The organism is Salinivibrio sharmensis, assembly GCF_001995985.1.
GTDB classification, from domain to species: Bacteria; Pseudomonadota; Gammaproteobacteria; order Enterobacterales; family Vibrionaceae; genus Salinivibrio; species Salinivibrio sharmensis.
On record NZ_MUFC01000022.1, the window covers coordinates 16,643 to 42,003 of the forward strand.

Sequence of the window (25,361 nt, forward strand, 5' to 3'; positions counted from 1 at the left end):
TAGGGGTTGAAAACATGCCATTCTAACGCCATCTCACCACAAACTGAAACAGTAGAAAGTGGGCAGATGGCAAGCACGTCGTTTGCTGGGTGGGAGCGAGTCTGTCTTTGAGAATAAGCTAACGCACACAATTGTCTGAATTTTATATGAATGTGGTGCGGTTGGTGGGCGTAGTAGGAACAACATGGCGAATAAAAAACACTCTGCCAGCTCAGGACGCTGGCTGAAAGAACACTTCGACGATAAATACGTTCATGAAGCGCAGAAAAAAGGATATCGGTCTCGGGCCATTTTTAAGCTAGAAGAGATTCAGCAAAAAGATCGTATCTTGAAACCGGGAATGACCGTGGTCGATCTGGGTGCTGCTCCTGGAGGTTGGTCACAATATGCAGCGACACAAGTCGGTGACGACGGGCAAGTAATTGCTTGCGATATCCTGCCCATGGATCCCATGCCAGGTGTTAGCTTTCTTCAAGGGGATTTTCGCGAACAAGCGGTGCTCGACACCTTGCTCGAGCGCATTCAACCCAACCAAGTTGATGTGGTGATGTCTGACATGGCGCCAAACATGAGCGGCAATCAGGCGGCCGATCAACCCAAAGCGATGTATTTGGTCGAACTGGCATTAGAGATGTGCCGTGAAGTGCTGGGGCCGAAAGGCAGCTTCGTGGTAAAAGTTTTTCAGGGCGAAGGCTTTGATCAGTATTTGGCCGAGGTGCGTAAAATGTTTACAGCGGTCAAAATTCGAAAACCCGACTCATCCCGTGCAAGGTCGCGAGAAGTCTACATTGTGGCTACAGGTTATAAACTGTAGTACCCTTACATTTATCTATCTCAGTTATGCGAGGCTAACACCTTGAGTGACATGGCAAAAAACTTGATTCTGTGGCTGGTTATCGCCGTTGTCTTAATGTCTGTGTTCCAAAGCTTTGGACCAGGGGACAGCGCCGGTCGTCAAGTCGACTATACCTCTTTCGTACGCGAAATCGGCAACGATCAAATACAGGAAGTAAAATTTGACGATCGTGAGCTGAGTGTCACCCGACGTGACGGCTCACGCTATGTCACCTTTATGCCTGTGATGAATGATCCAAAGCTTTTGGATGATTTGCTTAACAAAAACGTGCGCGTAAAAGGGACGCCACCTGAAGAGCCAAGTATGTTGGCATCGATCTTCATTTCTTGGTTCCCAATGCTACTGCTTATCGGGGTATGGATTTTCTTCATGCGCCAGATGCAAGGCGGTGGCGGCAAAGGCGCCATGTCGTTTGGTAAATCGAAAGCCAAAATGATGAGTGAGGAGCAGGTAAAAACTACTTTCACTGACGTAGCCGGCTGTGATGAAGCCAAAGAGGACGTGAAGGAGCTGGTGGATTACCTGCGCGATCCAAGCCGTTTCCAGAAGCTAGGGGGTAAAATCCCAACCGGCGTATTGATGGTCGGTCCTCCAGGTACAGGTAAAACCTTGCTGGCGAAAGCGATTGCCGGTGAAGCCAAAGTGCCATTCTTTACCATTTCCGGCTCTGATTTCGTGGAAATGTTCGTGGGTGTGGGTGCATCACGCGTCCGCGATATGTTCGAGCAAGCGAAAAAAGCCTCGCCGTGCATCATCTTTATCGATGAAATCGATGCTGTCGGTCGTCAACGTGGCGCTGGGCTTGGCGGCGGTCACGACGAGCGTGAGCAAACCTTGAACCAGATGTTGGTCGAAATGGATGGTTTTGAGGGCAACGAAGGCGTTATCGTCATTGCGGCGACCAACCGTCCAGACGTATTGGACCCTGCGCTATTGCGTCCTGGTCGCTTTGACCGTCAAGTGGTGGTGAGCTTGCCAGATGTGCGTGGCCGTGAGCATATCCTCAAAGTACACATGCGCAAAGTTCCGCTAGGCAATGATGTCGATGCGTCACTGATTGCGCGCGGTACGCCGGGCTTCTCAGGGGCTGATCTTGCTAACCTTGTTAACGAAGCGGCATTGTTCTCTGCGCGTGGTAATAAACGTGTGGTATCGATGGTCGAGTTTGAGCTTGCCAAAGACAAAATCATGATGGGCGCCGAGCGCCGCTCAATGGTGATGTCGGAAGAAACCAAAGAGTCAACCGCCTATCACGAAGCGGGTCACGCAATTGTTGGTCGCTTGGTGCCTGAGCATGATCCTGTGTACAAGGTCTCCATTATCCCGCGTGGACGTGCATTGGGTGTGACCATGTACTTGCCTGAGCAAGATAGGATCAGCATGTCGCGTCAGCATCTCGATTCGATGATTTCGAGCCTGTACGGTGGCCGCTTGGCGGAAGAGCTGATATACGGCAAAGAAAAAGTCTCGACAGGGGCGTCGAACGACATCGAGCGTGCGACCGATATTGCCCGCAAGATGGTGACGCAATGGGGCTTCTCAGAGAAATTAGGTCCACTGCTGTATGCAGAAGAGGAAGGTGAAGTCTTCTTAGGTCGCTCTGTGGCACAGACCAAGCACATCTCCGATGAAACGGCTCGACTCATCGACGCTGAGATTCGTGGCATCATTGACCGCAACTACGATCGCGCCAAGCAAATCTTGGAAGACAACCTTGATATTATGCACGCGATGAAAGATGCGTTGATGAAGTACGAAACCATTGATGCGGCACAAATCGATGATTTGATGGCTCGCCGTGATGTACGAGAGCCTGCAGGCTGGGAAGGTGGCGATGGTGGCTCATCGTCAGATGACACGCCGAGCAAACCAGATGCGTCAAAAGCGAGCGAGTCTGACGAGCAATCTGACGACAAAAAACAAAAGCCGCTTGATTCAGAAAACCAGTCTGAAGCGTAAATACCCATGAATACAAACCCCGACACGTCGGGGTTTTTTTGATCGTGCTTGGAAAAACGCATGCAAATAACACACAATAACCTCACGCTCTCTCTGACCCGCCCTGTCATCATGGGGATCTTAAACGTCACACCGGACTCCTTTTCCGATGGTGGCCAATTTCAGCACTGTGATAAAGCGGTCGAACGTGCGATACAAATGCTCGCAGATGGCGCCACCATTCTCGATATTGGTGGCGAGTCGACGCGCCCAGGCGCGGCCGATGTAAACGAGCAAGACGAGATCAATCGTGTTGTTCCCGTCATTGAAGCGATTCGTGCGCAATCTGATTGTTGGATTTCAATTGATACCAGCAAAGCAGCCGTGATGCGTGCTGCAGTGAAAGCGGGTGCCAATCTCATTAATGATGTACGTGCATTACAAGAGCCTGGGGCGCTAGAAGCGGCAGCGGATCTGCAAGTGCCTGTGTGCATCATGCACATGCAAGGGCAGCCACGAACAATGCAAGCGGCCCCTGACTACCAAGATGTCGTTGGTGAGGTGAAAGCGTTTTTAGCGGCACGTATCGATGCTTGCACTGACGCGGGGATCCATCGACAGAATATCATTCTGGATCCTGGTTTTGGTTTTGGTAAGACGTTGGCGCACAACTATCAGCTTCTTGCTGACCTTGATGCTTTTCATGACTTCGGGTTACCTGTACTAGCAGGCATGTCACGCAAATCAATGATTTATAAGATGCTAGATAAAACACCGCAGGATGTTCTGGGCGGTAGCCTTGCCTGTGCTACCTTAGCCGCGGCTAAAGGCGCACAGATTATTCGCGTCCACGATGTGAAAGAAACCGCTGATGCACTCAAGGTGGTCGCCATGACAGCGCGTGTAAAAAATGGATTAGGAGAAGAAAAATAATGACAGAGCGTAAGTATTTTGGCACCGATGGTGTGCGCGGCAAGGTGGGCGAGTTTCCCATTACACCAGAGTTTATGCTCAAGCTTGGTTGGGCTGCTGGGCGTGTGTTATCACAACAAGGCACACGTAAGGTATTGATTGGTAAAGATACGCGTATTTCTGGGTACATGTTAGAGTCGGCGTTGGAATCAGGGTTATCTGCGGCGGGACTGGAAGCGGCCTTTACCGGCCCCATGCCGACACCTGCGATTGCGTACTTAACCCAAACGTTCCGCGCAGAAGCCGGGATTGTCATTTCGGCGTCGCATAACCCGCATTATGATAACGGGATTAAATTTTTCTCCTCAGAAGGCACCAAACTGGCGGATGAGGTTGAGTTAGCGATTGAAGCTGAGCTGGAAAAAACATTGACTTGTGTCGAGTCGGCGGAGTTAGGTAAAGCTAGCCGGATTAACGACGCGGCAGGGCGGTACATCGAGTTTTGTAAAGGTACCTTCCCGAGCGCTTTAAGCCTCAGTGGCTTAAAAATTGTGCTCGATTGTGCCCACGGTGCTACCTATCACATTGCGCCTTCTGTGTTTCGTGAGCTGGGTGCGGAGGTGACCACCATTGGCTGTGCCCCCAACGGCACCAATATCAACGATGAGGTGGGGGCCACCGACGTTCGTGCGTTACAAAAACACGTTCTCGAGCAAAAAGCCGATTTAGGAGTAGCGTTTGATGGTGATGGCGACCGCGTCATCATGGTTGACCACCTTGGTAACAAAGTCGACGGTGACCAAATTGCGTATATTATTGCTCGAGAAAGCCTTCGTCGTGGTGAATTAAAGGGTGGCGTCGTTGGCACCTTGATGACCAACATGGGGATGGAGCTCGCACTTCAGTCTCTCGGCATTCCGTTTGCCCGCGCCAAAGTGGGCGACCGCTATGTGATGGAAATGCTGCAAGAGAAAGGTTGGCGGATCGGTGCAGAAAACTCGGGCCACGTGATCGTGCTAGATAAGGTCACCACCGGGGATGGCATTGTCGCCGCGTTACAAGTATTAGCCAGCATGGCAGCGACTGGCATGGATCTCAAAGCCTTGAGTGACGGGATGACCTTGTTGCCTCAGGTATTAGAGAACGTCCGTTTCAGTGGCTCAGTTGACCCGTTACAAAGCGAGCCTGTGCTGGCAGCGAAAGCCAATGTAGAGCAAAAGCTGGGCGAGCAAGGGCGTGTACTGTTACGTAAATCGGGCACTGAACCTTTAATCCGAGTGATGGTGGAAGGGCCTGAGGCCGATAACGTTCAAGCGTACGCGCTTGAAATCGCAGAAGCCGTGAAGGCGAATTGTTGATAAACCTCGAGCGGGTGGTTATAGATTGCGCAAACAGCGTCGAAATCAAGGTTTTTTGTAATTTTCTCTTGTTTCGTCACCGCGCTTTCGCTAGTATTCACCCGCTCCCAACGAAGGGGGCTGCGCTGGCTGAAAAGTAACACTGCCGGCTCAACAACCTGGAGCATAGGTGGAACCATGTACGAAATTCTACTTGTGATTTATCTGTTGGCCGCAATCGGTGTAATTGGCCTGGTTCTGGTTCAGCAAGGTAAAGGCGCAGATATGGGAGCCTCGTTCGGGGCTGGAGCATCAAATACAGTATTTGGCTCTGGCGGCTCTGGAAACTTTTTAACCCGAATGACAACCGGTTTTGCAATTGCATTCTTTGCGTTAAGTTTGGTGCTTGGTAACCTCACCGCGCACAAACCTGAGGCAAAAGGCGGTTTTGAAGATTTAAGCGAGCCTGCTACACAACAGCAAGCGACGCCAAAAGAGGACGAAATCCCTGTTGATAACAGCGAGATCCCTCAGTAAAAATTGAGCCGAGGTGGTGGAATTGGTAGACACGCTATCTTGAGGGGGTAGTGCCTTTATAGGCGTGCGGGTTCAAGTCCCGCTCTCGGCACCAAGTTCACAAAGGGCATCAGCTTGCACCTTTGTTGCAAAAAGCGATATAATAATCGCAATCGGACGCGGGATGGAGCAGTTTGGTAGCTCGTCGGGCTCATAACCCGAAGGTCGGCGGTTCAAATCCGTCTCCCGCAACCAATTTTAGGTTGGTGAAGTGAAATATCAGGTTGAACGCAATCAACACGACTTTCGGTCGGCACCGTTGCACGGCGCGATAAAATCCGCTTCCCACAACCAATTTCAAGTTTGTTGTTAACATAACGGCTAAACTGAATAACGCGTTAGCGTTTCTTATTAAAGCCACGCTAACCGGGCTAGCCATGTGCTAGCCTTTTTGCCCTCGGGGCAGCACAAAGCGGACCAATAAGCCTTTGTGCAGAGAGTTACTCTCTCGTTATTGCTGAGATGGTTCCGACACCAGCGATAACGGCTATGCTAGCGATTTATGTTGATAGCATGGCATCAGGGTCCAGTTACATTAAACCCCGATCTTCGGGGTTTTTTGTTATCTGAAGAAGACCATTCGGATAGTAACTGGGCTTTTAAGCCCTTTTTTTATTTCTGGGGTTTGGAATGACAGGATTAGAGAAACAACTGACTGAACTTTTGGCCGCGCCGGTTGAGGCGTTGGACTACGAGTTGGTTGGGCTTGAATTTGTTCGAGCTGGCCAACATTCAACATTGCGTATTTTTATTGACCACGACAATGGTATCACGGTGGACGATTGTGCCGATGTGAGCCGTCAGGTAAGTGCAGTGTTGGATGTAGAAGACCCAATCACAGTGGCTTACAACCTTGAGGTATCATCACCTGGGGTTGACCGTCCACTGTTCACCGCTGATCATTATCAGCAATTCATCGGGCATGAAGTGAACATCGTGCTGAAAATGGCTATGCAAAACCGCCGTAAGTGGAAAGGAGAGATCCTTTCTGTCGATGGCGATACCATCACGGTTCGCGTTGACGGCCAAGATGAGGCGTTTGCCTTGAGTAATATCGCCAAAGCAAACCTGGTTCCTTCATTTTAAGAGTAAATGAGGCATTAGTAGATGAATAAAGAAATCTTGGCTGTTGTCGAAGCGGTCTCAAACGAAAAAGCCGTTCCCCGTGAGCGTATTTTTGAGGCACTAGAAACCGCACTGGCAACGGCAACTAAAAAGAAGTACGAAGCCGACATTGATGTACGTATCGCCATTGATCGCAAATCCGGTGAATTCGATACATTCCGCCGTTGGCTCGTGGTTGATGAAGTGACCCAGCCGACGCGTGAAATCACGTTGGAAGCAGCACAGTACGAAGACGAGACCCTAGAGTTAGGTGGTTACGTTGAAGATCAGATTGAATCTGTTGCCTTTGACCGTATTACCACCCAAACGGCTAAGCAAGTGATCGTACAAAAAGTACGTGAAGCTGAGCGTGCGCAGGTGGTTGAGCAGTTCATGGACAATGAAGGTGAACTGGTGACCGGTGTGGTTAAGAAGGTGAATCGCGATGTGATCATCGTTGATCTGGGCAACAACGCGGAAGCGGTCATTCAGCGTGAAGATCAGCTGCCTCGTGAAAACTTCCGTCCAGGCGACCGTGTACGTGGCTTACTGTATGCTGTTCGTCCAGAGGCACGCGGTTTCCAACTGTTTATGACCCGCTCAAAGCCGGAAATGCTGAGTGAGCTTTTCCGCATTGAAGTGCCAGAAATTGGCGAGGAAATGATCGAGCTAATGGGCGCGGCGCGTGACCCAGCGTCACGAGCGAAAATTGCGGTGAAAACGAACGACAAGCGTATTGACCCTGTCGGCGCCTGTGTGGGTATGCGTGGTGCACGTGTACAAGCCGTATCGACCGAGCTAGGTGGCGAGCGCATTGACATCGTGCTTTGGGACGATAACCCTGCACAATTTGTGATCAATGCCATGGCACCGGCCGACGTAGCCTCTATCATCGTCGATGAAGACACGCACTCCATGGATATCGCTGTCGCGGCGGATAACTTGGCGCAAGCCATTGGCCGTAACGGTCAAAACGTTCGTTTGGCGTCTCAACTGACCGGTTGGGAGCTGAACGTGATGACAGTAGAAGATCTACAGAAAAAACACCAAGAAGAAGCGCAAGCCTCCGTCGAGTTGTTTGTAAAATACCTCGACATTGACGAAGACTTTGCCGAAACCTTGGTAGAAGAAGGGTTTACCACCCTTGAAGAAGTGGCCTATGTGCCAACCAGCGAAATGCTCGAAATCGATGGTCTAGACGAAGACACCGTCGAAATTTTGCGCGCACGTGCCAAAGAAGCGTTGACCACCATCGCGCTGGCACAAGAAGAGTCGCTGGGAGACGTTGAACCTGCCGAAGATTTACTGGCTCTCGATGGTCTTTCTCGCGAAATGGCTTTCAAGCTGGCCGCGAAGGGCGTGAAGACGCTGGAAGATCTGGCTGATCAAGGCACTGATGATCTGTTAGATATCGACGGATTAGACGAAACCAGTGCGGGCGAGCTGATTATGGCCGCGCGTAATATCTGCTGGTTCAGCGACGAAGCGTAAAGACGGCAAAGGAGGAGCAGAATGTCAGAGGTTACAGTACATACGCTGGCGAAGGAAATTGATACGCCAGTCGATCGTCTGCTGAAGCAGTTTAAAGAAGCTGGTATGCAAAAGTCGGCTGACGATCAGGTAAGCCAAGATGAGAAACAAGCTTTGCTTGCGCACTTAAAGCGTGAGCATGGTGATAACGGCAATGCTCCGACGCGTCTGACGCTTCAGCGCAAGAAACGTAGCACACTGAGCGTGTCAGGGGCTGGCGGAAAGAACAAAGATGTCCAAGTTGAGGTGCGTAAGAAGCGTACCTATGTGAAGCGTAGCGAGCTTGAAGAGCAAAAGTCAGCGCAAGAAGCGGAAGAGCAAGCGAAACGCGAAGCCGAAGAAAAAGCGCGTCTAGAAGCCGAAGAGCAAGCGAAACGCGAAGCAGAAGAGCAAGCGAAACGCGAAGCAGAAGAGAAAGCTAAGCGTGAGGCGGAAGAAAAAGCCAAACGTGAAGCAGAAGAGAAAGCCAAACGCGAAGCCGAAGAAAAAGCTAAGCGTGAAGCCAAGCCGCAAGCGCAACCGAAAACTGAGCAGTCTAAAGAAAACGCAGCGGATACTGCTGCAGCTCAAGCTGCTGATGCGCAAGCGAAGAAAGAAGCTGATGAACTTAAGCGTCGCCAGGAAGAGGAAGCCAAGCGTAAAGCTGAAGAAGAAAGTCAGCGGCAGTTAGAAGAGGCACGCAAAATGGCAGAAGCAAACCAAGAACGCTGGTCAGATCAAGACAAAGCACTCAATACCATGGAGGCGGCTGATCACCATACAGTCACTTCCGAGTACGCCCGTGAGGCAGAAGACGAGGCGGATCGTCGCGAAGAGAGTGCCGCCCCGCGTCGTAAGAAGAAGAAAAAGGCCAATGCAGCCGAGGACAAAACCACTCGCGGCCGTCGTGGCAAAGGTGGGAAAGGCAAAGGCCGTATGGCTAAGCCATCATCGATGCAGCATGGCTTTAAAAAGCCAGCGCAGAAAGTAAACCGTGAAGTTGAAATCGGCGAAACCATCACCGTGGCGGAGCTGGCCAACAAGATGGCTGTTAAAGGCGCCGAAGTCATCAAAACCATGATGAAAATGGGTGCGATGGCGACGATTAACCAAGTGATCGACCAAGAAACCGCGCAACTGGTCGCGGAAGAAATGGGTCACAAGGTTATCCTACGTAAAGAGAACGAGCTGGAAGAGGCTGTACTCTCGGATCGTGATAGCGATGCACCTGTCGCACCACGTGCGCCAGTGGTGACTATCATGGGTCACGTTGACCACGGTAAAACCTCGCTACTTGACTACATCCGTAAAGCGCACGTTGCGACGGGCGAAGCGGGTGGTATTACCCAGCACATCGGTGCGTATCACGTACAAACCGACAATGGCATGATCACCTTCTTAGATACCCCTGGACACGCCGCGTTTACCGCCATGCGTGCACGTGGTGCGGGTGCAACGGATATCGTTGTCTTGGTGGTTGCCGCTGATGATGGCGTGATGCCACAAACCAAAGAAGCTATCCAGCACGCGAAAGCGGCAGGTGTGCCTTTGATTGTTGCCGTCAACAAGATGGATAAAGAAGGCGCTAACCCTGACAGCGTGAAAAACGAGCTAGCGCAGTATGACGTTATCCCTGAAGAGTGGGGTGGTGAAAACATCTTCGTGCATGTTTCGGCAAAACAAGGTCAGAACATTGACGGCCTGCTTGAGTCTATCTTGCTGCAATCAGAAGTCCTTGAGCTGAAGGCTGTCGAGCAAGGCATGGCGCGCGGTGTGGTGGTTGAATCACGTCTTGATAAAGGCCGTGGTCCTGTCGCGACAGTACTGGTTCAAGAAGGTACCTTGAACAAAGGTGATATCGTTCTGTGTGGCCTGGAATATGGTCGTGTTCGTGCGATGCGTGATGAGAATGGCCAAGATGTAGAGCATGCTGGTCCGTCGATTCCGGTTGAGATCCTCGGCTTGTCTGGTGTGCCAGCTGCGGGTGACGAAGCCACGGTCGTGCGTGACGAGAAGAAAGCCCGTGAAGTGGCGCTGTATCGTCAAGGCAAGTTCCGTGACGTGAAACTGGCGCGTCAGCAAAAAGCTAAACTGGAGAACATGTTCTCGAACATGGCTGAAGGTGAAGTGGCTGAGCTGAATATCGTTCTCAAGGCGGACGTACAAGGCTCTGTCGAAGCGATTGCAGATTCACTGGTGAAACTGTCAACGGATGAAGTGAAAGTGAAGATCGTCGGCTCAGGTGTCGGTGGTATCACTGAAACTGACGCTGTCTTGGCTGCCGCATCCAATGCGATCATTTGTGGCTTTAACGTGCGTGCCGATGCCGCAGCACGCAAGACCATTGAAAATGAAAGCTTGGATCTGCGCTACTACTCTGTCATCTACACCATGATTGATGAAGTGAAACAAGCGATGAGCGGTATGCTTGCGCCTGAGTTCAAACAAGAAATCATTGGTTTGGCAGAAGTCCGTGACGTGTTCAAATCACCGAAACTGGGCGCCATTGCTGGTTGTCAGGTTTCTGAAGGTGTGATTAAGCGTAACAACCCAATCCGTGTACTGCGTGAAAACGTGGTTATCTACGAGGGTGAGCTAGAATCACTGCGTCGTTTCAAAGATGATGTCAACGAAGTGAAGAAAGGCTACGAGTGTGGTATCGGCGTGAAGAACTACAATGACGTTCGCGTGGGAGACCAGATCGAAGTCTATGAAACGGTTGAAATTCAGCGCTCAATCGACTGATTAAGCGTATCAATCAACCAGGTTGTTTGGATACACCGTGGGGGGAGGCGCATGCGCTTACCCCCATTTTATTGAGAGAAAAGAAAATGGGTAAAGATTTTAGCCGCACAGATCGCGTCGCCCATCAGCTGCAAAAAGAAATTGCACTGATACTGCAGCGCGAAATCAAGGACCCACGCATTGGCATGGTCACTGTCTCTGATGTTCAGATTTCACGTGATCTGGCGTACGCGAAGGTTTTCGTCACGTTTTTAACCGTTGACGAGCAAGCCCCTACCGAGAGCCTAAAGGCGCTGAACGAAGCCAGTGGCTACATTCGTTCATTGGTTGGCAAGGCTATTCGTTTGCGTGTGACCCCTGAGCTGACGTTTGTGTTTGATGAGTCACTCACTGAGGGAATTCGTATTTCCAACTTGGTAAGCAAAGCGGTGCGCAGCGATGATGAGCGCCGTGGTGAAGATGACAAAGGTGAGGAGTAACAGATGGCGCGTCGTCAACGTCGTCGAGGTCGCCCCGTTGATGGGATTATCCTGCTTGATAAGCCCACGGGCATGACCTCTAATGATGCCTTACAAAAAGTAAAACGTATCTTTTTTGCCGAAAAAGCAGGCCACACGGGGGCGCTTGATCCGCTCGCAACCGGTATGTTGCCAATTTGCCTGGGCGAAGCGACCAAGTTTTCCCAGTTCCTGCTTGATTCCGACAAACGTTATCGCGTCGTGGCAAAACTGGGTGAGCGGACGAACACTTCTGACGCCGATGGCGAAGTGGTAGAAACCCGTGATGTCAAAGTCAACTTGGGACTACTTGAGCGTTGCATCGCTAAATTTCGCGGTGAAACCCAACAAATTCCTTCTATGTTCTCGGCGCTGAAATACCAAGGAAAACCTTTGTATGAATACGCGCGCCAAGGCATCGAGGTGCCGCGTGAAGCGCGTACTATCAAGGTGTATCAGATTGAGCTGTTGCGCTTTGAAGGTGATGAGATTGAAATGGAAGTGCATTGTTCTAAGGGCACTTATATTCGCACGATCGTCGATGATCTGGGCGAAATGTTGGGCTGTGGCGCGCACGTCACTGCCTTGCGTCGTACCGGTGTATCGGCGTACCCAACGCGCCAGATGGTGACGCTTGAGCAACTGGAAAGCTTGCTCCATCAAGCGAGAGAGCAAGAGATCCAGCCCAAGCAGCTGCTCGATCCTTTGCTACTGCCCCTTGATACCGCGGTGCAAGATTTGCGCGAAATTAACTTGCTGCCGGTGATGGCGAGCTATGCGCTGCAAGGGCAAGCGGTTCAAGTACCCAATGCACCCACAAGTGGTTTTGTTCGCCTCACTGCCGGTGATGAGCGCCACTTCATTGGTGTGGGAGAAATCGACGCCGATGGTTTGGTCGCCCCACGTCGCTTGGTGGCGAGCCGTCAGCCTGAAGCGCGCTAAAAGGCCCGACGCTTCGGCGCGTGTTTTTACAGGAAAAGAGGCGTGGATAGATTGCTACCTTAGACGAAAGTCAGTAGAATACGCGCCTTCGGGCACCGGCTGAATCAGAGATTGGCTGGTGCATGATAATCACACACTCTTATTAGGAGAGCATTATGTCTCTGACTGCAGAAGCAAAAGCACAAATCGTTGCTGATTTTGGTAAAACTGAGAACGATACGGGTTCACCAGAAGTTCAAATCGCCCTGTTGACCGCATCAATCAACGATCTGCAATCGCACTTCTCTGAGCACAAAGGTGACCACCACAGCCGTCGTGGCCTGCTACGCATGGTTTCACGTCGTCGTAAGCTGCTTGATTACCTGAAAAAGAACAACGTTGACCGTTACTTGGACGTTATCAAGCGTCTAGGCATCCGTCGCTAAGATTCTGGATAAAAGGGAGCTCAGGCTCCCTTTTCTTTTTTCTGCTAGTTCTTACTCTCTTTGTACCTCCCTCCGAGCTTAGTCTTCCATTCATTGCTTTTGTCCTTCTTACTGAACTATTGAAATCCCTGCCTTTTTCTGCAGTAATCTATGCTGATAGCGGTAATGGCTGCTAAATAAACGGATGACTTCTTGTTTGTCTCACAATTGAGACAGTAATAGGGACGAATCAGAGGGTAATCTACTGCTCTGATGGTAATACGTAGCGGCTTGTTTATTGCTTGTCCGTTGTACGGGTGCTCAGTACTTGCTGGCAATATGCTATACGTCGACTTTTTGTCAACTGGTTATTTGTTGCTTTGCACTTAGGTGCTAAACTTTAATCATAAAATGTGGAATGGGTTCCAGTAGCCCAGTCTTTTGAGAAGGAAGATGCTTATGTTAACTAAACTATTCGTGAATACCCGCCTTGCGCTGGAATCGTTTGCTAAAGACAAGCGTGGTGTCACCGCTATCGAGTATGCGATTATCGGTGTGGCAATTTCTGCTATCGTCTTAGCCGTTTTCCAAGGTGAAGAAGGAAGCGGCGGCTTGAGAGGTGCACTAGATAACGCGATTACTGCAATCACTAACAATATATCCTCAGCGGAAACCCTTCCTGACAGTAGTGGTGGTACTGACTAGGGCCACAAACTCAAGGTGAAAGCCTGTTGGCAGTGATTGCTCTTCAGTTGTTACTGAGTCTTGGTTTGCTGACATGCGTGGCCAGTGATATCAGACGACGTGTTATTGAACATTGGCTAATAGCAGTAATGACTGTGCTAGCAGGGAGCGCCACCTATTGGGCTCAGCTCCCTGTCGGGAACGCGTTGGTACAAGCCGGCCTGGTTTTAATGGTCGGCTTTATTCTATTTTGGCTCGGCGTGTGTGGCGCGGGAGACGTCAAGTTACTCGCGGCGATAAGCCTTGCAGTCAGCGAACAGTGGTGGCCGTGGATGTTGCTTTTAACCGCTGTCTTGGGTGGCATTGTCGCACTAGGGCTTTTGCTGGTGAGTGGATTAGGCAAGCCGGAATGGCGAGCAATGGGGGTTCCCTATGCGCTAGCCATTGCTCCCTCGGGTGGATTGGCGATTTGGCTAACGCTACTCAGTGCAACGTAACGTAGGCGATGACCCACTAAACAGGCTCTTTTTATGACAATATTAGCGGGTTTATCTACTTCTCCATCCATAGCGTTAACTATCTACTATTGCGGAGAATGACTACAAATACCTTAGCGCGTCGCACCCTCTACTTATTATCTTAGGTTGGTCAAAGGGACTATGAACTCAAAATTACTCTCTATTCTTGCAATCGTCGCCATCTCGATTGGTTTATACGGGTTACTCCAAAGTGACCAGCCTGAAACCTCTTCTCAGGCAGAGGCGGGTGCACCTCCCCCTGAAGTGACTTACAAAGTCATCACGCTAAAAGCGCCTCTCAATCGGGGTGACTCGATCACACGTAGCAAATTAATCATTGAAACCTGGCCAGAGAGTAAGGCTAACCAAATGGGAATCGATAGTGATATGGCTCTGCCTGAATCAGGTGGTAGCCCCTTGCTCGCAAGAGAAGCGCTTGCCGCAGGTGATATCTTATACCCCGATAAAATTGTATCGCCAGAAAGCCCAGACTATCTTGACTATGTGACTCGTGCCGATCGCATTCCTTTCCCGATAAAGGTTTCTCCGACTGCCGTAGTAGGGGGGGCTGTGCGTGCAGGCACATTGGTGGATATTATGGCGTTAGCATCTACTGACCAGAACTTAGCCAATGAAACCACGGTTCGCAGCTTTCGTGGCGTTTCTTTATCGCCTGTATTAATTGGGGTAAAGGTGCTGAAAGTTGACCAACAGCAGCAAGAGGCGACACGAAGCGAGCCAGCATCAACAGATACCACGCTGATTTTAGAATTAACTCGTAAACAAGTGGCGACCATGACCATTGCTAAGCGGATTGCTCAGCTTGAAGTACACAAATCTTTTGGCAACACACCAGAGCAAGACATGTCTGCCAACGCGGGGGATGTGCTAGAGGACTACCGCGCTATAAAAGAGTTTCGTGCCGATTCAGCGGTAATAAAGTAAGGGATCCTGATGAAAACAACATGCTTCTACCTCCGATGGACGGGGTTACTGGTGATAAGCTTGGCCGTATTTGCAGCCCAGGCCTCGGCAACTGTAATGAATTTGTCTAAGGGACAGGCGAAAGCGTTTCATGTCAATAAAGTGATTGGCTCGGTATTCGTTGCTGACCCTGCTATCGCTGATTATCAGGTTATTGATAAACAGAAAGTGGTCGCATTCGGCAAAGCGGTCGGTTCCACATCTTTGCTGGTTTTTGATGAAGAAGGAAAGACCATAGTGTCACGACAGTTGATTGTGAATCAGAGCATGGTTCATATTCAACAACAAATACAGCTTCGTTATCCCGAACTAGACGTGTCTATATATAACTTAGCAGAGCAAGTGGTGCTAAGTGGTCTTGTTGCGAGTGAGGAGCAAAAACAAGATATCGAGCGACTCGTTGGAGAATTGTTAGCCAAACCTTCTACCCAAGACGAGATAGAGTGGGACACAGGAGAAGAAACGTACAACCTTGGGTTTATGCGCCGTTACCGATACGAAGGTATTGTCAACAACTTAGAAGTCGCGACAACCAAGCAAGTGAATGTTCAGCTCACGGTGGCAGAGGTATCAAACTCGTTCATGGAAAAGTTTGGGGTTGACTTTAGCTCTGGTGGCCAAGGCAGTGGGATCTTTGTTAATCCGTTAAAAAGTTTTAGTGCCAGCGACATTATCACAGTAATCAGTGCTGTCGGTGATGATAGTGTTGGGCAGGTTCTCGCAGAGCCCAATTTGTCAGTGCTTTCTGGTGAAACCGCTAGCTTTCTCGTCGGTGGTGAACTGCCTGTTGTCACACGTATTGATGGCGGCGTAAACGTTCAATACCGCGAGTATGGGGTTAAGTTAGAGCTCGCAGCGGATGTGCGGCGTGATGACAAGATCAAACTCGCATTGATGCCTGAAGTGAGCTCGCTCGATCAGCAATTTAGCAACGATGCTTACGATTTGCCTGCCTTAAAAACCCGCAGAGCACGGACCACGGTTGAGCTGGGTGATGGTGAGAGCTTTGTCCTGGGTGGTTTGCTCAATAGCGAAGAGCGGGAGTCACTATCCAAGATACCTTTTGTCGGTGATATACCTATCTTAGGTGCGCTATTTCGTCATACAGAAACGCAGCGCAATAAAACCGAACTTGTTATCATTGCTAAGGTGAATTTGGTCAAGCCAATTGAATCTGACCAAGTTGTTATCCCTCGTATTCAGCGTACGTCAACGCTAGAACGGTTCTTCGCGCTGGATGCTGTGCCTGAGCAGGCGCCATTGCGACAATGGCTACGTAAAGGAGGCTTTATCCAATGAAAAGTCCAATAATATGGGTTCTTTTTACTGTGTTAGTGACTGGGCTCACTGCTTGTACGCCTGCCTATCAAACAGAAGGTGTGGGAGTTTCCGTCACCCCAGTGACGTATAAATTGTCTTTAACCGCACAGTCTAGCACTGGCGATACCAGTTTTAATGAGTTTATCCGTTTTGTTTCCCACCATCAGTCACTGATATTAACCCAACCCATACACTTAAGTTATAGCTCGAAAGCAGGCGCTAAGAAAACTGAAAAAGCGCGCAACTACCTTCTGGCTCAAGGGGTTGATAAAAATAATATCCACGAAAAGGCAATGCCGCTGCGAGAGGGCGATTGGCAAGTAGCTTTGCGTTCTTATCAAGTACAGACTGAGAGTTGTGAGCCAGTAACAATCGCCGATATTCACCCAAAGAAAAGCGGTTGTGTATTAACCCACAATCAATGGCTGTCAAAAGTGCATCCTGAAAAAGGGATTAGTGCCCCAGTTACTAGTCATTAACAAGGCAATTATTGATGTTTGATCTCGTTGATATACTAAAGAGCAATCAGTCGCAGCAAGATGACAAAGATAAGATAACGTCAGTTCTCTTCTATCAAACCGAGCCTTGCCGCTCTCTTGTTGAAGAGGCCTTTAGGTTTGAAGGCGTCTCTGCGCCTGAAATATGTAAAAACTCAGATATGGTCATTACGGATCATGTCCGCCAGCAAAGTGTTGAGATTGTCTTGGTTGAGCTCAATAGTAGCCAAGATGTGACGGGTGATGCGCGTCGAATTAGCCACTTACTACCTAGTCATGCCTCGGTGATAGTCATTGGTAGTGAAGATGCAATCTCAACGATTCGTAACCTCAAAGAGATGGGATTTTATTACTTGTTCTGGCCCATCACTAAGCAAGAGCTAATCGATTTTGTTCGTAGTGTGAGTGATAATCGGCAGAGAAATCGCGGTGTAGGACAAAATAGGCGTGCCAAGCGGATCTCTGTGGTTGGCGCAAAAGGAGGGGTAGGCACAACACTAGTTGCCTCTGAATTAGCCCATCAACTGGTTTCAGAAAAAAAGGCATCCTGTATCGTTGTGGATCACAACTACACCAGTGGTGATTTGGATATCATGCTCGGTATTAAAAAATTTGAAAAGCGGGAGGTGCAAAAAGGCGCATTTTCATCAAGTCTTGACTTATCTTCCGCTCAGAGCCTACTGACCAAACACAATGAGATGCTCTCTGTCCTCGCATTGTCCTCCTCGCAGTATAGCGCTGATGAGTTGAATGATTATCACAATAGCGCCGCCGACATCCTATCGTCTGAATGTAACTTTATTATCGAGGATGTATCCGGATCATCGGGTTTTACGCATCGGAATCAGCAGCGTTGGCTTAGCAGTGATTGTATTATTCTGGTTCTTACGCCAACGGTTGCGGCCTTGCGAGATGCTGGTAGGTTAAAGTTAAGCATTGATTCGATGGATGAAAATGCGCGACCTCGTTTGATCCTTGTTGTAAACAATAATTTTCCTGGAAAGTTTGCAACAGTTACCGAAGATGACATTGAAAAGTTTTTGCAATGCGCTGTCGATGTGAATATCCCTTTTAATGGGAAAATAGGCGAATTATTACTCGAGGGAGAGCGTATAGCACGAGCAAAGGTCAATGCCTCCGGGCCGCTACACAAACTCGCTTCGCTAGTTGTGGGCGAATCAGTGGAAGCATCTTCAACCTTAGCAAAGCTAACCAATCTTTTTAGCAGAAAGAGGCAAGCTGAGTGATTGGCACCAAAGAAGTTTATGTCAAGATTCGCAAACAGGTTTTTGATGCTTTGGATCCAAATGTTGTCGCCGATGTTTCGCGAGAGGAGCTTGAGAAACAATTAGAAAGTGCTGTTGAGCTATTGATCAACCGAGAGCAATGGCCGCTGAGTAGTACGGTAAAAAAAGAATTTGTTAAATACTTAACGGATGAGCTGATTGGCTTAGGTCCGTTACAAAACCTGATGGACGATGAAACGATCACAGACATTATGATCAATGGCCCTGATTCCGTTTATATTGAGCGCAATGGCCTGGTTGAGCGGGCGCCTGTTACCTTCATCGATGAAAACCAGCTACGAGAAATTGCAAAGCGTATTGCCTCTCGCGTCGGGCGTCGAGTTGATGAATCCTCACCCACTTGTGATGCGCGCCTAGAAGATGGTAGCCGAGTGAATATCGTTATTCCACCGATATCGATTGATGGAACGGCGATTTCTATCCGTAAGTTTAAAAAACAAAGTATCGATCTCCAGAAGCTTTGTGAATTTGGGGCTATGAGCCCTGAAATGGCGCAATTGTTAATGATTGCCGCACATTGTCGCCTAAATGTATTGATATCAGGCGGTACCGGGTCGGGTAAAACGACGATGCTCAATGCGTTATCACAATTTATCGGTGAAAACGAGCGCATTATTACGATAGAGGATGCGGCTGAATTACGCTTACAACAACCACATGTTGTTCGCTTAGAAACGCGTACCGCGGGCATTGAGAATACTGGGTTAGTGGATCAGCGCGATCTGGTTATCAACTCACTCCGGATGCGCCCAGATAGAATCATTGTTGGCGAGTGCCGTGGTGCTGAAGCCTTTGAGATGCTCCAAGCCATGAATACTGGCCACGATGGCTCAATGTCGACGCTTCATGCCAATACACCGCGTGATGCATTAGCCAGGGTTGAGTCGATGGTGATGATGGCTAATAGCAACTTACCGCTTGAAGCGATCAGGCGTACCATAGTCAGTGCTGTTGATTTAGTAATACAAATCAGCCGGCTGCATGATGGAAGTCGTAAGGTGATGAGCATAACCGAAGTGGTTGGGCTAGAGGGAAGTAATGTCGTCATGGAAGAAATCTTCCGTTTTCAGCCTATGTATCAGCAATCTTCTGATGGGAAAGTGCGCGGTAACTACGTGACTGCTGGTTTGATGCAACGGTCAGTATTGATGGAAAAAGCCCGCTTCTTTGGCCTAGAAGACAAGCTCTCATCTGCGTTCAAAGCTGGGGAGGAAAGATGATTTACTTGGTTATGCTTGTGATCGGTATCGGTCTGCTCATTATTCCTTGGCTTAAAAAACGCAAGCGCTATGACTACCTTGAGGAGTTTAATCAAACAGAGTTTGTTGAATCGGTAGTCGCAAACCAACAGGCTGTAGACTTGAGATCACTGGCCGATAGAAGCCTGTGGGAGGAGTTATTACTTCGTTGGAGTAATTTTAAGAAGCAATTAGGAGCCCGACCAATTTTAAAGCTGGCGGCGTTACTTTGTGGACTCATTTTCGCCTCCGTTTATTTTAATCGCCAGTTTTTGCGTGAGCCTCTATGGCTTGTCACGCCTGTTATTGTGCTAGTGGGCATGTTGGTTTTCTATCGCTGGTTACAAGGTCGAGAGCGCAAAATGTTCGAAACTGAATTCCCTGACGCGCTCAATATGATGACGAGTGCTGTGTCAGCGGGGGAGAGCATTATGCATGCAATCTTATATGTAGGAAATACGCTGGAAGGTGATATTGGCCGCGAGTTTCGTATAATGGGCAAGCGCTTACAGTTAGGTGAGTCGCCGGATGAGGTTTTTCGCAAGTCATGTCGACGTTACCCTTACCCATCCTTTTACTTTTTTGTTATTACCTTGCGTGCCAATATGCAAAGGGGTGGACAGCTGAAAGAGATCATGATGCGGTTAAACCGCATGATGTTTAATGCTCGCTCTATAGAGAAGAAAAAATATGCACTCACTTCTGAGGCGAGAACATCCGCCAAAATAGTGGCTGCGATTCCTTTTTTCTTTCTTTTTATTTTGCAGTACCTTAGCCCAGAAAACTTTGAGTTTGTCATGTTCGACCCGGATGGAAAAGTCATTCTTTACTATGTGTTGATCAGTGAAGCAATTGGCATTGCCATTGTGTGGGGATTAATGAAAAGCGTTCGCTAATACAGGGCAGTAACTATGCTACAGCAGCAATGGCTTTTTTTGGCGTTAATACTAATCGGTTGTGTAATAGCGCTTCGTGGTTTGCGCCAATCAATGAAAAAACAGCGTTTTCGAGATTTCAACGTAAACTCGGCTGATGAGAAAAAGTTTGATTTCTGGGAGCGCTTTGGAGCTATCCTTAGTCAGCTTGTCTCAAGTGATAAGCAAGATATGGAGCAAAAATTCCTAGCGGCAGGGATCTACGACACACGCTTGAGCAAGTTTTTTATGCCTGCTAAATATATGCTATTAATAGCAGGTGCATCAGCAATATATCTAATTGGACAATTGCAACAGTGGCCAAGTAAATGGCTACTCATTGTAGAAATATTATGGCTTGTGGTGACGATTATTGGTCCTGATGCCTATTTGAATATTCGAAAAAAGGCATTGGTAAAAGCGATTTCAAACAAACTTCCGTACATGTTAGACCTGATGGCGGTCTGTGTACAAACTGGGATGACGATTGAAGCATCTATTACTTATTTATCGCGGGAAATGGCAGCTTTTGACCGCGATCTGAGTTTCTTACTCACAAGAGTGAATGAACGCTCAAGAATAGTGGGTCTAGAGCAAGCGCTAGAAGAGCTCTATATGCGTGTTCCCTCCAATGAAATGCGCAGCTTCGTGATGACTCTCAACCAGAGTTTGCAATATGGAACGTCTATTTATGGTGTGCTAACGACACTTTCATCGGATATTCGCGAAGTGCAATTGCTCCGAATAGAAGAAAAAATTGGTCAATTGGCTGCAAAAATGTCGATCCCCTTAATTGTATTTATTATGGTACCGATAGTTATTCTCATTGCAGCGCCAGGAATTATGAGGATGTTAGCGAATGCTTAACCTTTTCGTATTGAGATCGTTTCCATTTCTACGGCTACTGGTCCTCAGCCTTGCTTTTATGATAGCAGGGTGTGTGGGGAGTGCCCCACCTCAGGAAAAGACATTAACTAATGAGCAAGTTCTGGAGAGTAGTGGTAATGATCTTGAAATCATTGATTTGTACAAAAACCAGCTGAAAGAAAAAGAATCGGAGGAAGTGAGGATAAAGCTGGTAAAGCGATATCTAGAGATTAAAGATTATGATTCGGCTCGCTTCTACCTCGCACCGCTTCTTCAACAGTTTGACGCAAAAGACCCAACTGCTAGCAATGTGTTACTACTCGCTGGAAAGGTTTCACTGGGGCTAGAACAGTGGGCTGAGGCAAGAAAGCACTTAACCAAGGTTCAGCAACTTGCGCCCTCGAATAGTGAATCAGCGAACCTTCTTGGCATACTCTCTGCTCGAGAGGGAAACTTTACGGTTGCACGAGAGTGGTTTAACCATGCGCGCAGCAATATGGCGGATGACCGTACTATCAAAAACAATTTAGCGCTACTTGATGTGTTTGAGGAACGCTATACAGAGGCTTTACGCCGACTGCAGCCTGTACCAGATTTGAGACAATTGTCAGATAGAACACGTGTTACGCTATCGTTGATCTATGCTAAAACTGATCAATATTCGGCATTTGAGGTGTTAACAGACAATATGGCCGAGAGTGATCGTGTATCGCTTTACCAACAACTGCAAGCACTTCCCGTCGCGGATTTTCCGGCGATTCTTGGGGATAATGCGAATTATAGTTCGGTAAAGACACCTCATAAAGCAGTGACAGACGTGATCACTGGAGCACCGACGGATCGCTCTAGGCACGGGGTAGAGGCTAATCAATGATGTTACCAAAGCGAAACGCTCCCAACCGGCACTCTGGCGTCGCAACGATAGAATTTGTTGGCGGCTTTTTTGCGTTTTGGCTAATGTGTGCTGCTTGGGTGGAAATGAGCTTTATGTCGTATGTATCTGCTTTGGGGGATTTAGCTATCTCAAGAGCCGCACAGCATGCGAAAAAACAAAAAACTGAAGATTTTCTGACCGTATTTCAACAAACCCTTAATGATGATAGTAGCCTTTGGCATGCGTTGATCGATGTCGATAATTATCGGATCAGTGTCCATTATGTGAATGAATACAATACACTGGCCACGATCACTGAGGGGTGTGAGCCTGAAGATGAAGACGATAGAGAAGCCGTGTGTGGCGAACCTGAGCAAGCGCCGATTGCTATTTATAACGTCAGTTATGACTATCAACCTATCTTTAACTTATTTTTGGATAAAAACACCCTTTTTTCCCGTGAAATGATAGTGATACAGGAATACCAACGTGAAACCTTTGCGCTTTAAGTCTCATCAGCAAGGCAACTTTACCGTCGAATTTGCTATCGTCGGGGTTTTCTTTGCGCTGCTGTTGGTGTTCAGTGCCGATATCATCATTAAATTGAGTGTTAAAGGTAAGCTCGAGCGTATGACTGTATCTGCGGCCAATATCATTAAAGAGCGCACAGAGCTGTTTGGTGAGGACGATTTTGAAGTGGGTAGTGCTCAAGCCGAAGAAGCTTACACCATTGTCAAAAACTCCCTCACGCGCACCATGAGTAACTTTGACAGTACCAAGTTCGGATTTGCGCTTCATGTTCGTCAAGGGGTCGGAGAGACGGACGAAGACGACCAAACCAAGATTATTAGCCAATGGTCGGCACCTTCTGGAACTCTGTGCCAGGCAGCGCCGCCGAGTAAAGATCTCAGCTTTACCACCACCTTTGGGCGGCCAGCTACCTTATATCAAGTGACTTTGTGCTACGACACCGAGAATTGGTACGGTAATCTGATTGGCGAAGACTTCTCACGGGTATCGTCGCGCGCCGTAGTAATGGGGAGATAGTTTATGCGCTCACAACCAAGTTTTGCTCATTCAGCCCCGGGTTACTACCGTCAGCAGCAAGGGCATGCGGCCATTCTATTCGCTCTATTTATTCCAATACTGTTTGGTATTTTCACCCTAGGGACAGATGGAGCACGAGCAGTGCAGGACAAGGCGCGTCTGGCAGAGGCGGTTGAAGTGGCAAGCCTGGCTGTTGCAGGAGCAGGGTCGGATGATAAGACATTGGCCAAGGCTTATATTCAGGACTATTTTCCCTACTCGGAAGTCAACGATAGCGATATAACTATTCGCAAAATAAATTGCGAAAATAACGCGGCTTGTCAGGGCTCGGAGCAGCGTTTTTTTGAGTATCAAGTATCAGCCAAAATTCACCAGCCTACATGGTTCCCAGGTAACGAGGCCATTGTTGGTTTTGGAGAGAACTATGATGTAGCAAGCGGTGCGGTAAGTAGGAAATACCATGCAGAAACGGTTGATGTAGTCTTGGTGGCAGACTTCTCTGGCTCGATGGCCTGGCCATGGAGTGGGGAGGACGGAACTGGTGAGATTCGTTATGTCGTAATGCAAGATATTATTCGAACTATCTCTGATGAACTGGAAAATTTTAATGATAATATAAAAACAGCCAAAAAAAACAAACTTGCTGTTGTTGGATTTGATTATTTTACTGCTCGAGACACAGGCGGAAGCTTAGATTATTTTAATCACCTTATTTGTAGTGGTTCCCCTTGTCGCTTTTATAAGAAATGCCTTTCATGGCGTTGGTGGGGGTGTCGCCAGAGTGTTTGGGTTAAACCTGGAGATCAATACCAACCTGTTGACTACGCAGCAAGTACTAACAGTATTTTTAATTATAGTCATGCGGCCCACCAGCCAATGGAAATGCCTTCTGAATTTAATGATTGGAATGTTTCGAAATTCCATGATATCTATTTAACAAGTGATTTTGATGATATTAACTCTAAGGTTTCGCAATTCTATATCACGGGTAGCCAAATTAGTGGTACTGCATCTTATTCGGGAATAATTCGTGGTGCCCAAATTGCAGCCCAAGGAGATAACCCAAGGCGTTTGGTTATTCTACTCTCCGATGGACAAGACTCTTACTCTGACACAACAGATAAACTAATTGAAGCCGGTATGTGTAGTAAGATTTTTGCTCACCTAAACAGCTTAAATGTAGATGGGGAGCCAGTTAAAGCCAGGATGACTGCAGTAGGCTTCGCTGAGAGTGAAACTATTCCACCTCAAATGGAATCTTGTGTTGGAAAAGATAATGTTTTCTCAGCCCAGGACAAAGACGCGATTGTCAATAAAATCCTCGAGCTTATTACTGAAGAAATCGGCCATCTCGCCCCATAACAAGGAGCATCCAATGATTAAATGGATCAATATTGCACTCGTGCTGAGCTTTCCCAATATCGTGTGGGCGAATGACGCCTTATTTGATACCTACTGCGTCATGCAAGAAGGGTCTGCACATTATCAGGTGACGACCGGTGAAGGCGTCATCGCGCGCACCTATCAGGGTAATAAACTACTCTCGGTTGCCCCCCAAACCACCGCCAATCACCAGTGGCTGGTAGCACAAATTGATGCACTTGATGTGTCGCCACAGTGTGCCAGTTTTATTAAAAGTCATGCCTATTGGCACCAAGCGCCCAACTCGCCGGTAGCGCGTGTGCATTTTGACTTTGATACGTCGCGTGTCTCTTCCCAAGGCCAAGCGATTCTGCAACGCTTAGCGCAGGCGTTAGCAAAACACCCATCACAGATCTCGGTCACCGGTCATACTGATAATATCGGCAGTGCACACTATAATCAGCAACTGTCACAACGACGGGCGGACGCGGTTGTCCCCTTTATTTCGTCGGATGATCGCAACACAGTGACGCTAAGCGGCCAAGGTGAAACACGGCCTGCTGCGACCAATCACACCCAGCAAGGGCGTGCTATTAATCGCCGTGTCGAGATTGATGTTTTTTAGCAGCCTTTATGCCGAAAGTCATTTTATTACTAAAGAAGGAGTGGCTGCTTTTTAAGCAAGCAGCTCTACCCAATTTAGGGCTTTTTGTTTTCGGAAGTGTACTTACACCAGGGCGAGATCGCGAACGTTTTTTGACCAAAACAGGATCGGTTTGACGATCACCTCTGGCTGTGATCATATAGGCCGATTCTAAAATAGTTCGGGATAGATACCGTGGATATCGATACATTTAAAGACTACTTCAGCGCCGTTGATGATAACCGCCAGAGTGCCAAGATAACCTACCCGCTTTTCGACCTGCTCT

25 protein-coding genes and 2 tRNA genes are annotated in these 25,361 nt (G+C 48.4%); all 27 read left to right on the forward strand.

Annotated elements, in window-relative coordinates; genetic code table 11:
* Window positions 1-184: 184 nt before the first annotated feature.
* The 27 genes from rlmE (at window position 185) to BZG74_RS14345 (ending at window position 25,057) form a co-directional block, all read left to right on the forward strand.
* Window positions 185-814: a 23S rRNA (uridine(2552)-2'-O)-methyltransferase RlmE gene (gene rlmE / locus BZG74_RS14215; protein WP_077578311.1), complete on the forward strand. Its 630-nt coding sequence runs from the start codon at window positions 185-187 to the stop codon at window positions 812-814.
* A 51-nt stretch (window positions 815-865) separates the two neighbouring features.
* Window positions 866-2,815 carry an ATP-dependent zinc metalloprotease FtsH gene (gene ftsH, locus BZG74_RS14220; RefSeq protein WP_077773194.1) on the forward strand — a complete coding sequence of 650 codons (1,950 nt, stop codon included), beginning with the start codon at window positions 866-868 and terminating at the stop codon, window positions 2,813-2,815.
* A 60-nt stretch (window positions 2,816-2,875) separates the two neighbouring features.
* The gene (gene folP, locus BZG74_RS14225; protein ID WP_077773195.1) at window positions 2,876-3,727 is read left to right on the forward strand and encodes a dihydropteroate synthase; all 852 of its coding nucleotides are present in this window, start codon (window positions 2,876-2,878) and stop codon (window positions 3,725-3,727) included.
* Complete coding sequence (gene glmM, locus BZG74_RS14230; RefSeq protein ID WP_077773196.1) at window positions 3,727-5,064, forward strand: phosphoglucosamine mutase; 1,338 nt, start codon at window positions 3,727-3,729, stop codon at window positions 5,062-5,064. Before folP ends, glmM begins: the two co-directional genes overlap by 1 nt.
* A 177-nt stretch (window positions 5,065-5,241) precedes the next feature.
* Window positions 5,242-5,580 (forward strand): preprotein translocase subunit SecG, encoded by a 339-nt coding sequence (gene secG / locus BZG74_RS14235; RefSeq protein WP_069362133.1) that lies wholly within the window; start codon window positions 5,242-5,244, stop codon window positions 5,578-5,580.
* Window positions 5,581-5,587: 7 nt separating this feature from the next.
* A tRNA-Leu gene (locus BZG74_RS14240) sits at window positions 5,588-5,674 on the forward strand.
* A 63-nt stretch (window positions 5,675-5,737) separates the two neighbouring features.
* Window positions 5,738-5,814 (forward strand) — tRNA-Met (locus BZG74_RS14245).
* 435 nt (window positions 5,815-6,249) lie between these two features.
* Window positions 6,250-6,705, forward strand: a complete 456-nt coding sequence (gene rimP / locus BZG74_RS14250; RefSeq protein WP_077773197.1) for a ribosome maturation factor RimP — start codon at window positions 6,250-6,252, stop codon at window positions 6,703-6,705.
* A 21-nt stretch (window positions 6,706-6,726) separates the two neighbouring features.
* On the forward strand, window positions 6,727-8,214 hold the full coding sequence (nusA, locus tag BZG74_RS14255) for a transcription termination factor NusA (RefSeq protein ID WP_077578313.1): 1,488 nt from the start codon (window positions 6,727-6,729) through the stop codon (window positions 8,212-8,214).
* 21 nt (window positions 8,215-8,235) lie between these two features.
* Window positions 8,236-10,977, forward strand: coding sequence for a translation initiation factor IF-2 (gene infB / locus BZG74_RS14260; protein WP_077773198.1), 2,742 nt, complete (start codon window positions 8,236-8,238; stop codon window positions 10,975-10,977).
* Window positions 10,978-11,063: 86 nt separating this feature from the next.
* Window positions 11,064-11,456, forward strand: a complete 393-nt coding sequence (rbfA, locus tag BZG74_RS14265) for a 30S ribosome-binding factor RbfA (protein WP_046075120.1) — start codon at window positions 11,064-11,066, stop codon at window positions 11,454-11,456.
* 3 nt (window positions 11,457-11,459) lie between these two features.
* The gene (truB, locus tag BZG74_RS14270) at window positions 11,460-12,416 is read left to right on the forward strand and encodes a tRNA pseudouridine(55) synthase TruB (RefSeq protein WP_077773199.1); all 957 of its coding nucleotides are present in this window, start codon (window positions 11,460-11,462) and stop codon (window positions 12,414-12,416) included.
* Between the two features lie 155 nt (window positions 12,417-12,571).
* Entirely contained in the window at window positions 12,572-12,841 is a 270-nt protein-coding gene (gene rpsO, locus BZG74_RS14275; protein WP_077773200.1) for a 30S ribosomal protein S15, read from the forward strand.
* Window positions 12,842-13,279: 438 nt separating this feature from the next.
* A complete protein-coding gene (locus BZG74_RS14280; RefSeq protein ID WP_077773201.1) occupies window positions 13,280-13,525 on the forward strand; it encodes a Flp family type IVb pilin in 246 nt (81 codons plus the stop codon).
* Between the two features lie 32 nt (window positions 13,526-13,557).
* A complete protein-coding gene (locus BZG74_RS14285) occupies window positions 13,558-14,001 on the forward strand; it encodes an A24 family peptidase (RefSeq protein ID WP_235605778.1) in 444 nt (147 codons plus the stop codon).
* Window positions 14,002-14,163: 162 nt separating this feature from the next.
* On the forward strand, window positions 14,164-14,967 hold the full coding sequence (gene cpaB, locus BZG74_RS14290) for a Flp pilus assembly protein CpaB (RefSeq protein WP_077773203.1): 804 nt from the start codon (window positions 14,164-14,166) through the stop codon (window positions 14,965-14,967).
* A 9-nt stretch (window positions 14,968-14,976) separates the two neighbouring features.
* Window positions 14,977-16,305, forward strand: coding sequence for a type II and III secretion system protein family protein (locus BZG74_RS14295; protein WP_077773204.1), 1,329 nt, complete (start codon window positions 14,977-14,979; stop codon window positions 16,303-16,305).
* Window positions 16,302-16,805, forward strand: coding sequence for a hypothetical protein (locus BZG74_RS14300; RefSeq protein ID WP_077773205.1), 504 nt, complete (start codon window positions 16,302-16,304; stop codon window positions 16,803-16,805). The genes BZG74_RS14295 and BZG74_RS14300 overlap by 4 nt, the downstream gene beginning before the upstream one ends.
* Window positions 16,806-16,819: 14 nt before the next feature.
* Window positions 16,820-18,070 (forward strand): AAA family ATPase, encoded by a 1,251-nt coding sequence (locus tag BZG74_RS14305; RefSeq protein WP_077773206.1) that lies wholly within the window; start codon window positions 16,820-16,822, stop codon window positions 18,068-18,070.
* Window positions 18,067-19,350 carry a CpaF family protein gene (locus BZG74_RS14310; protein WP_101494715.1) on the forward strand — a complete coding sequence of 428 codons (1,284 nt, stop codon included), beginning with the start codon at window positions 18,067-18,069 and terminating at the stop codon, window positions 19,348-19,350. Before BZG74_RS14305 ends, BZG74_RS14310 begins: the two co-directional genes overlap by 4 nt.
* Window positions 19,347-20,264, forward strand: coding sequence for a type II secretion system F family protein (locus tag BZG74_RS14315; RefSeq protein WP_077773207.1), 918 nt, complete (start codon window positions 19,347-19,349; stop codon window positions 20,262-20,264). The genes BZG74_RS14310 and BZG74_RS14315 overlap by 4 nt, the downstream gene beginning before the upstream one ends.
* 15 nt (window positions 20,265-20,279) lie before the next feature.
* Window positions 20,280-21,149 (forward strand): type II secretion system F family protein, encoded by an 870-nt coding sequence (locus tag BZG74_RS14320; protein ID WP_077773208.1) that lies wholly within the window; start codon window positions 20,280-20,282, stop codon window positions 21,147-21,149.
* A complete protein-coding gene (locus tag BZG74_RS14325) occupies window positions 21,142-22,023 on the forward strand; it encodes a tetratricopeptide repeat protein (protein WP_077773209.1) in 882 nt (293 codons plus the stop codon). The genes BZG74_RS14320 and BZG74_RS14325 overlap by 8 nt, the downstream gene beginning before the upstream one ends.
* On the forward strand, window positions 22,020-22,532 hold the full coding sequence (locus tag BZG74_RS14330) for a pilus assembly protein (RefSeq protein ID WP_235605776.1): 513 nt from the start codon (window positions 22,020-22,022) through the stop codon (window positions 22,530-22,532). The genes BZG74_RS14325 and BZG74_RS14330 overlap by 4 nt, the downstream gene beginning before the upstream one ends.
* Window positions 22,513-23,070: a tight adherence pilus pseudopilin TadF gene (gene tadF, locus BZG74_RS14335; RefSeq protein WP_077773210.1), complete on the forward strand. Its 558-nt coding sequence runs from the start codon at window positions 22,513-22,515 to the stop codon at window positions 23,068-23,070. Before BZG74_RS14330 ends, tadF begins: the two co-directional genes overlap by 20 nt.
* A 3-nt stretch (window positions 23,071-23,073) precedes the next feature.
* Window positions 23,074-24,432: a TadE/TadG family type IV pilus assembly protein gene (locus BZG74_RS14340; RefSeq protein WP_077773211.1), complete on the forward strand. Its 1,359-nt coding sequence runs from the start codon at window positions 23,074-23,076 to the stop codon at window positions 24,430-24,432.
* Window positions 24,433-24,445: 13 nt separating this feature from the next.
* Complete coding sequence (locus tag BZG74_RS14345; protein ID WP_158020667.1) at window positions 24,446-25,057, forward strand: OmpA family protein; 612 nt, start codon at window positions 24,446-24,448, stop codon at window positions 25,055-25,057.
* Window positions 25,058-25,361 lie beyond the last annotated feature (304 nt).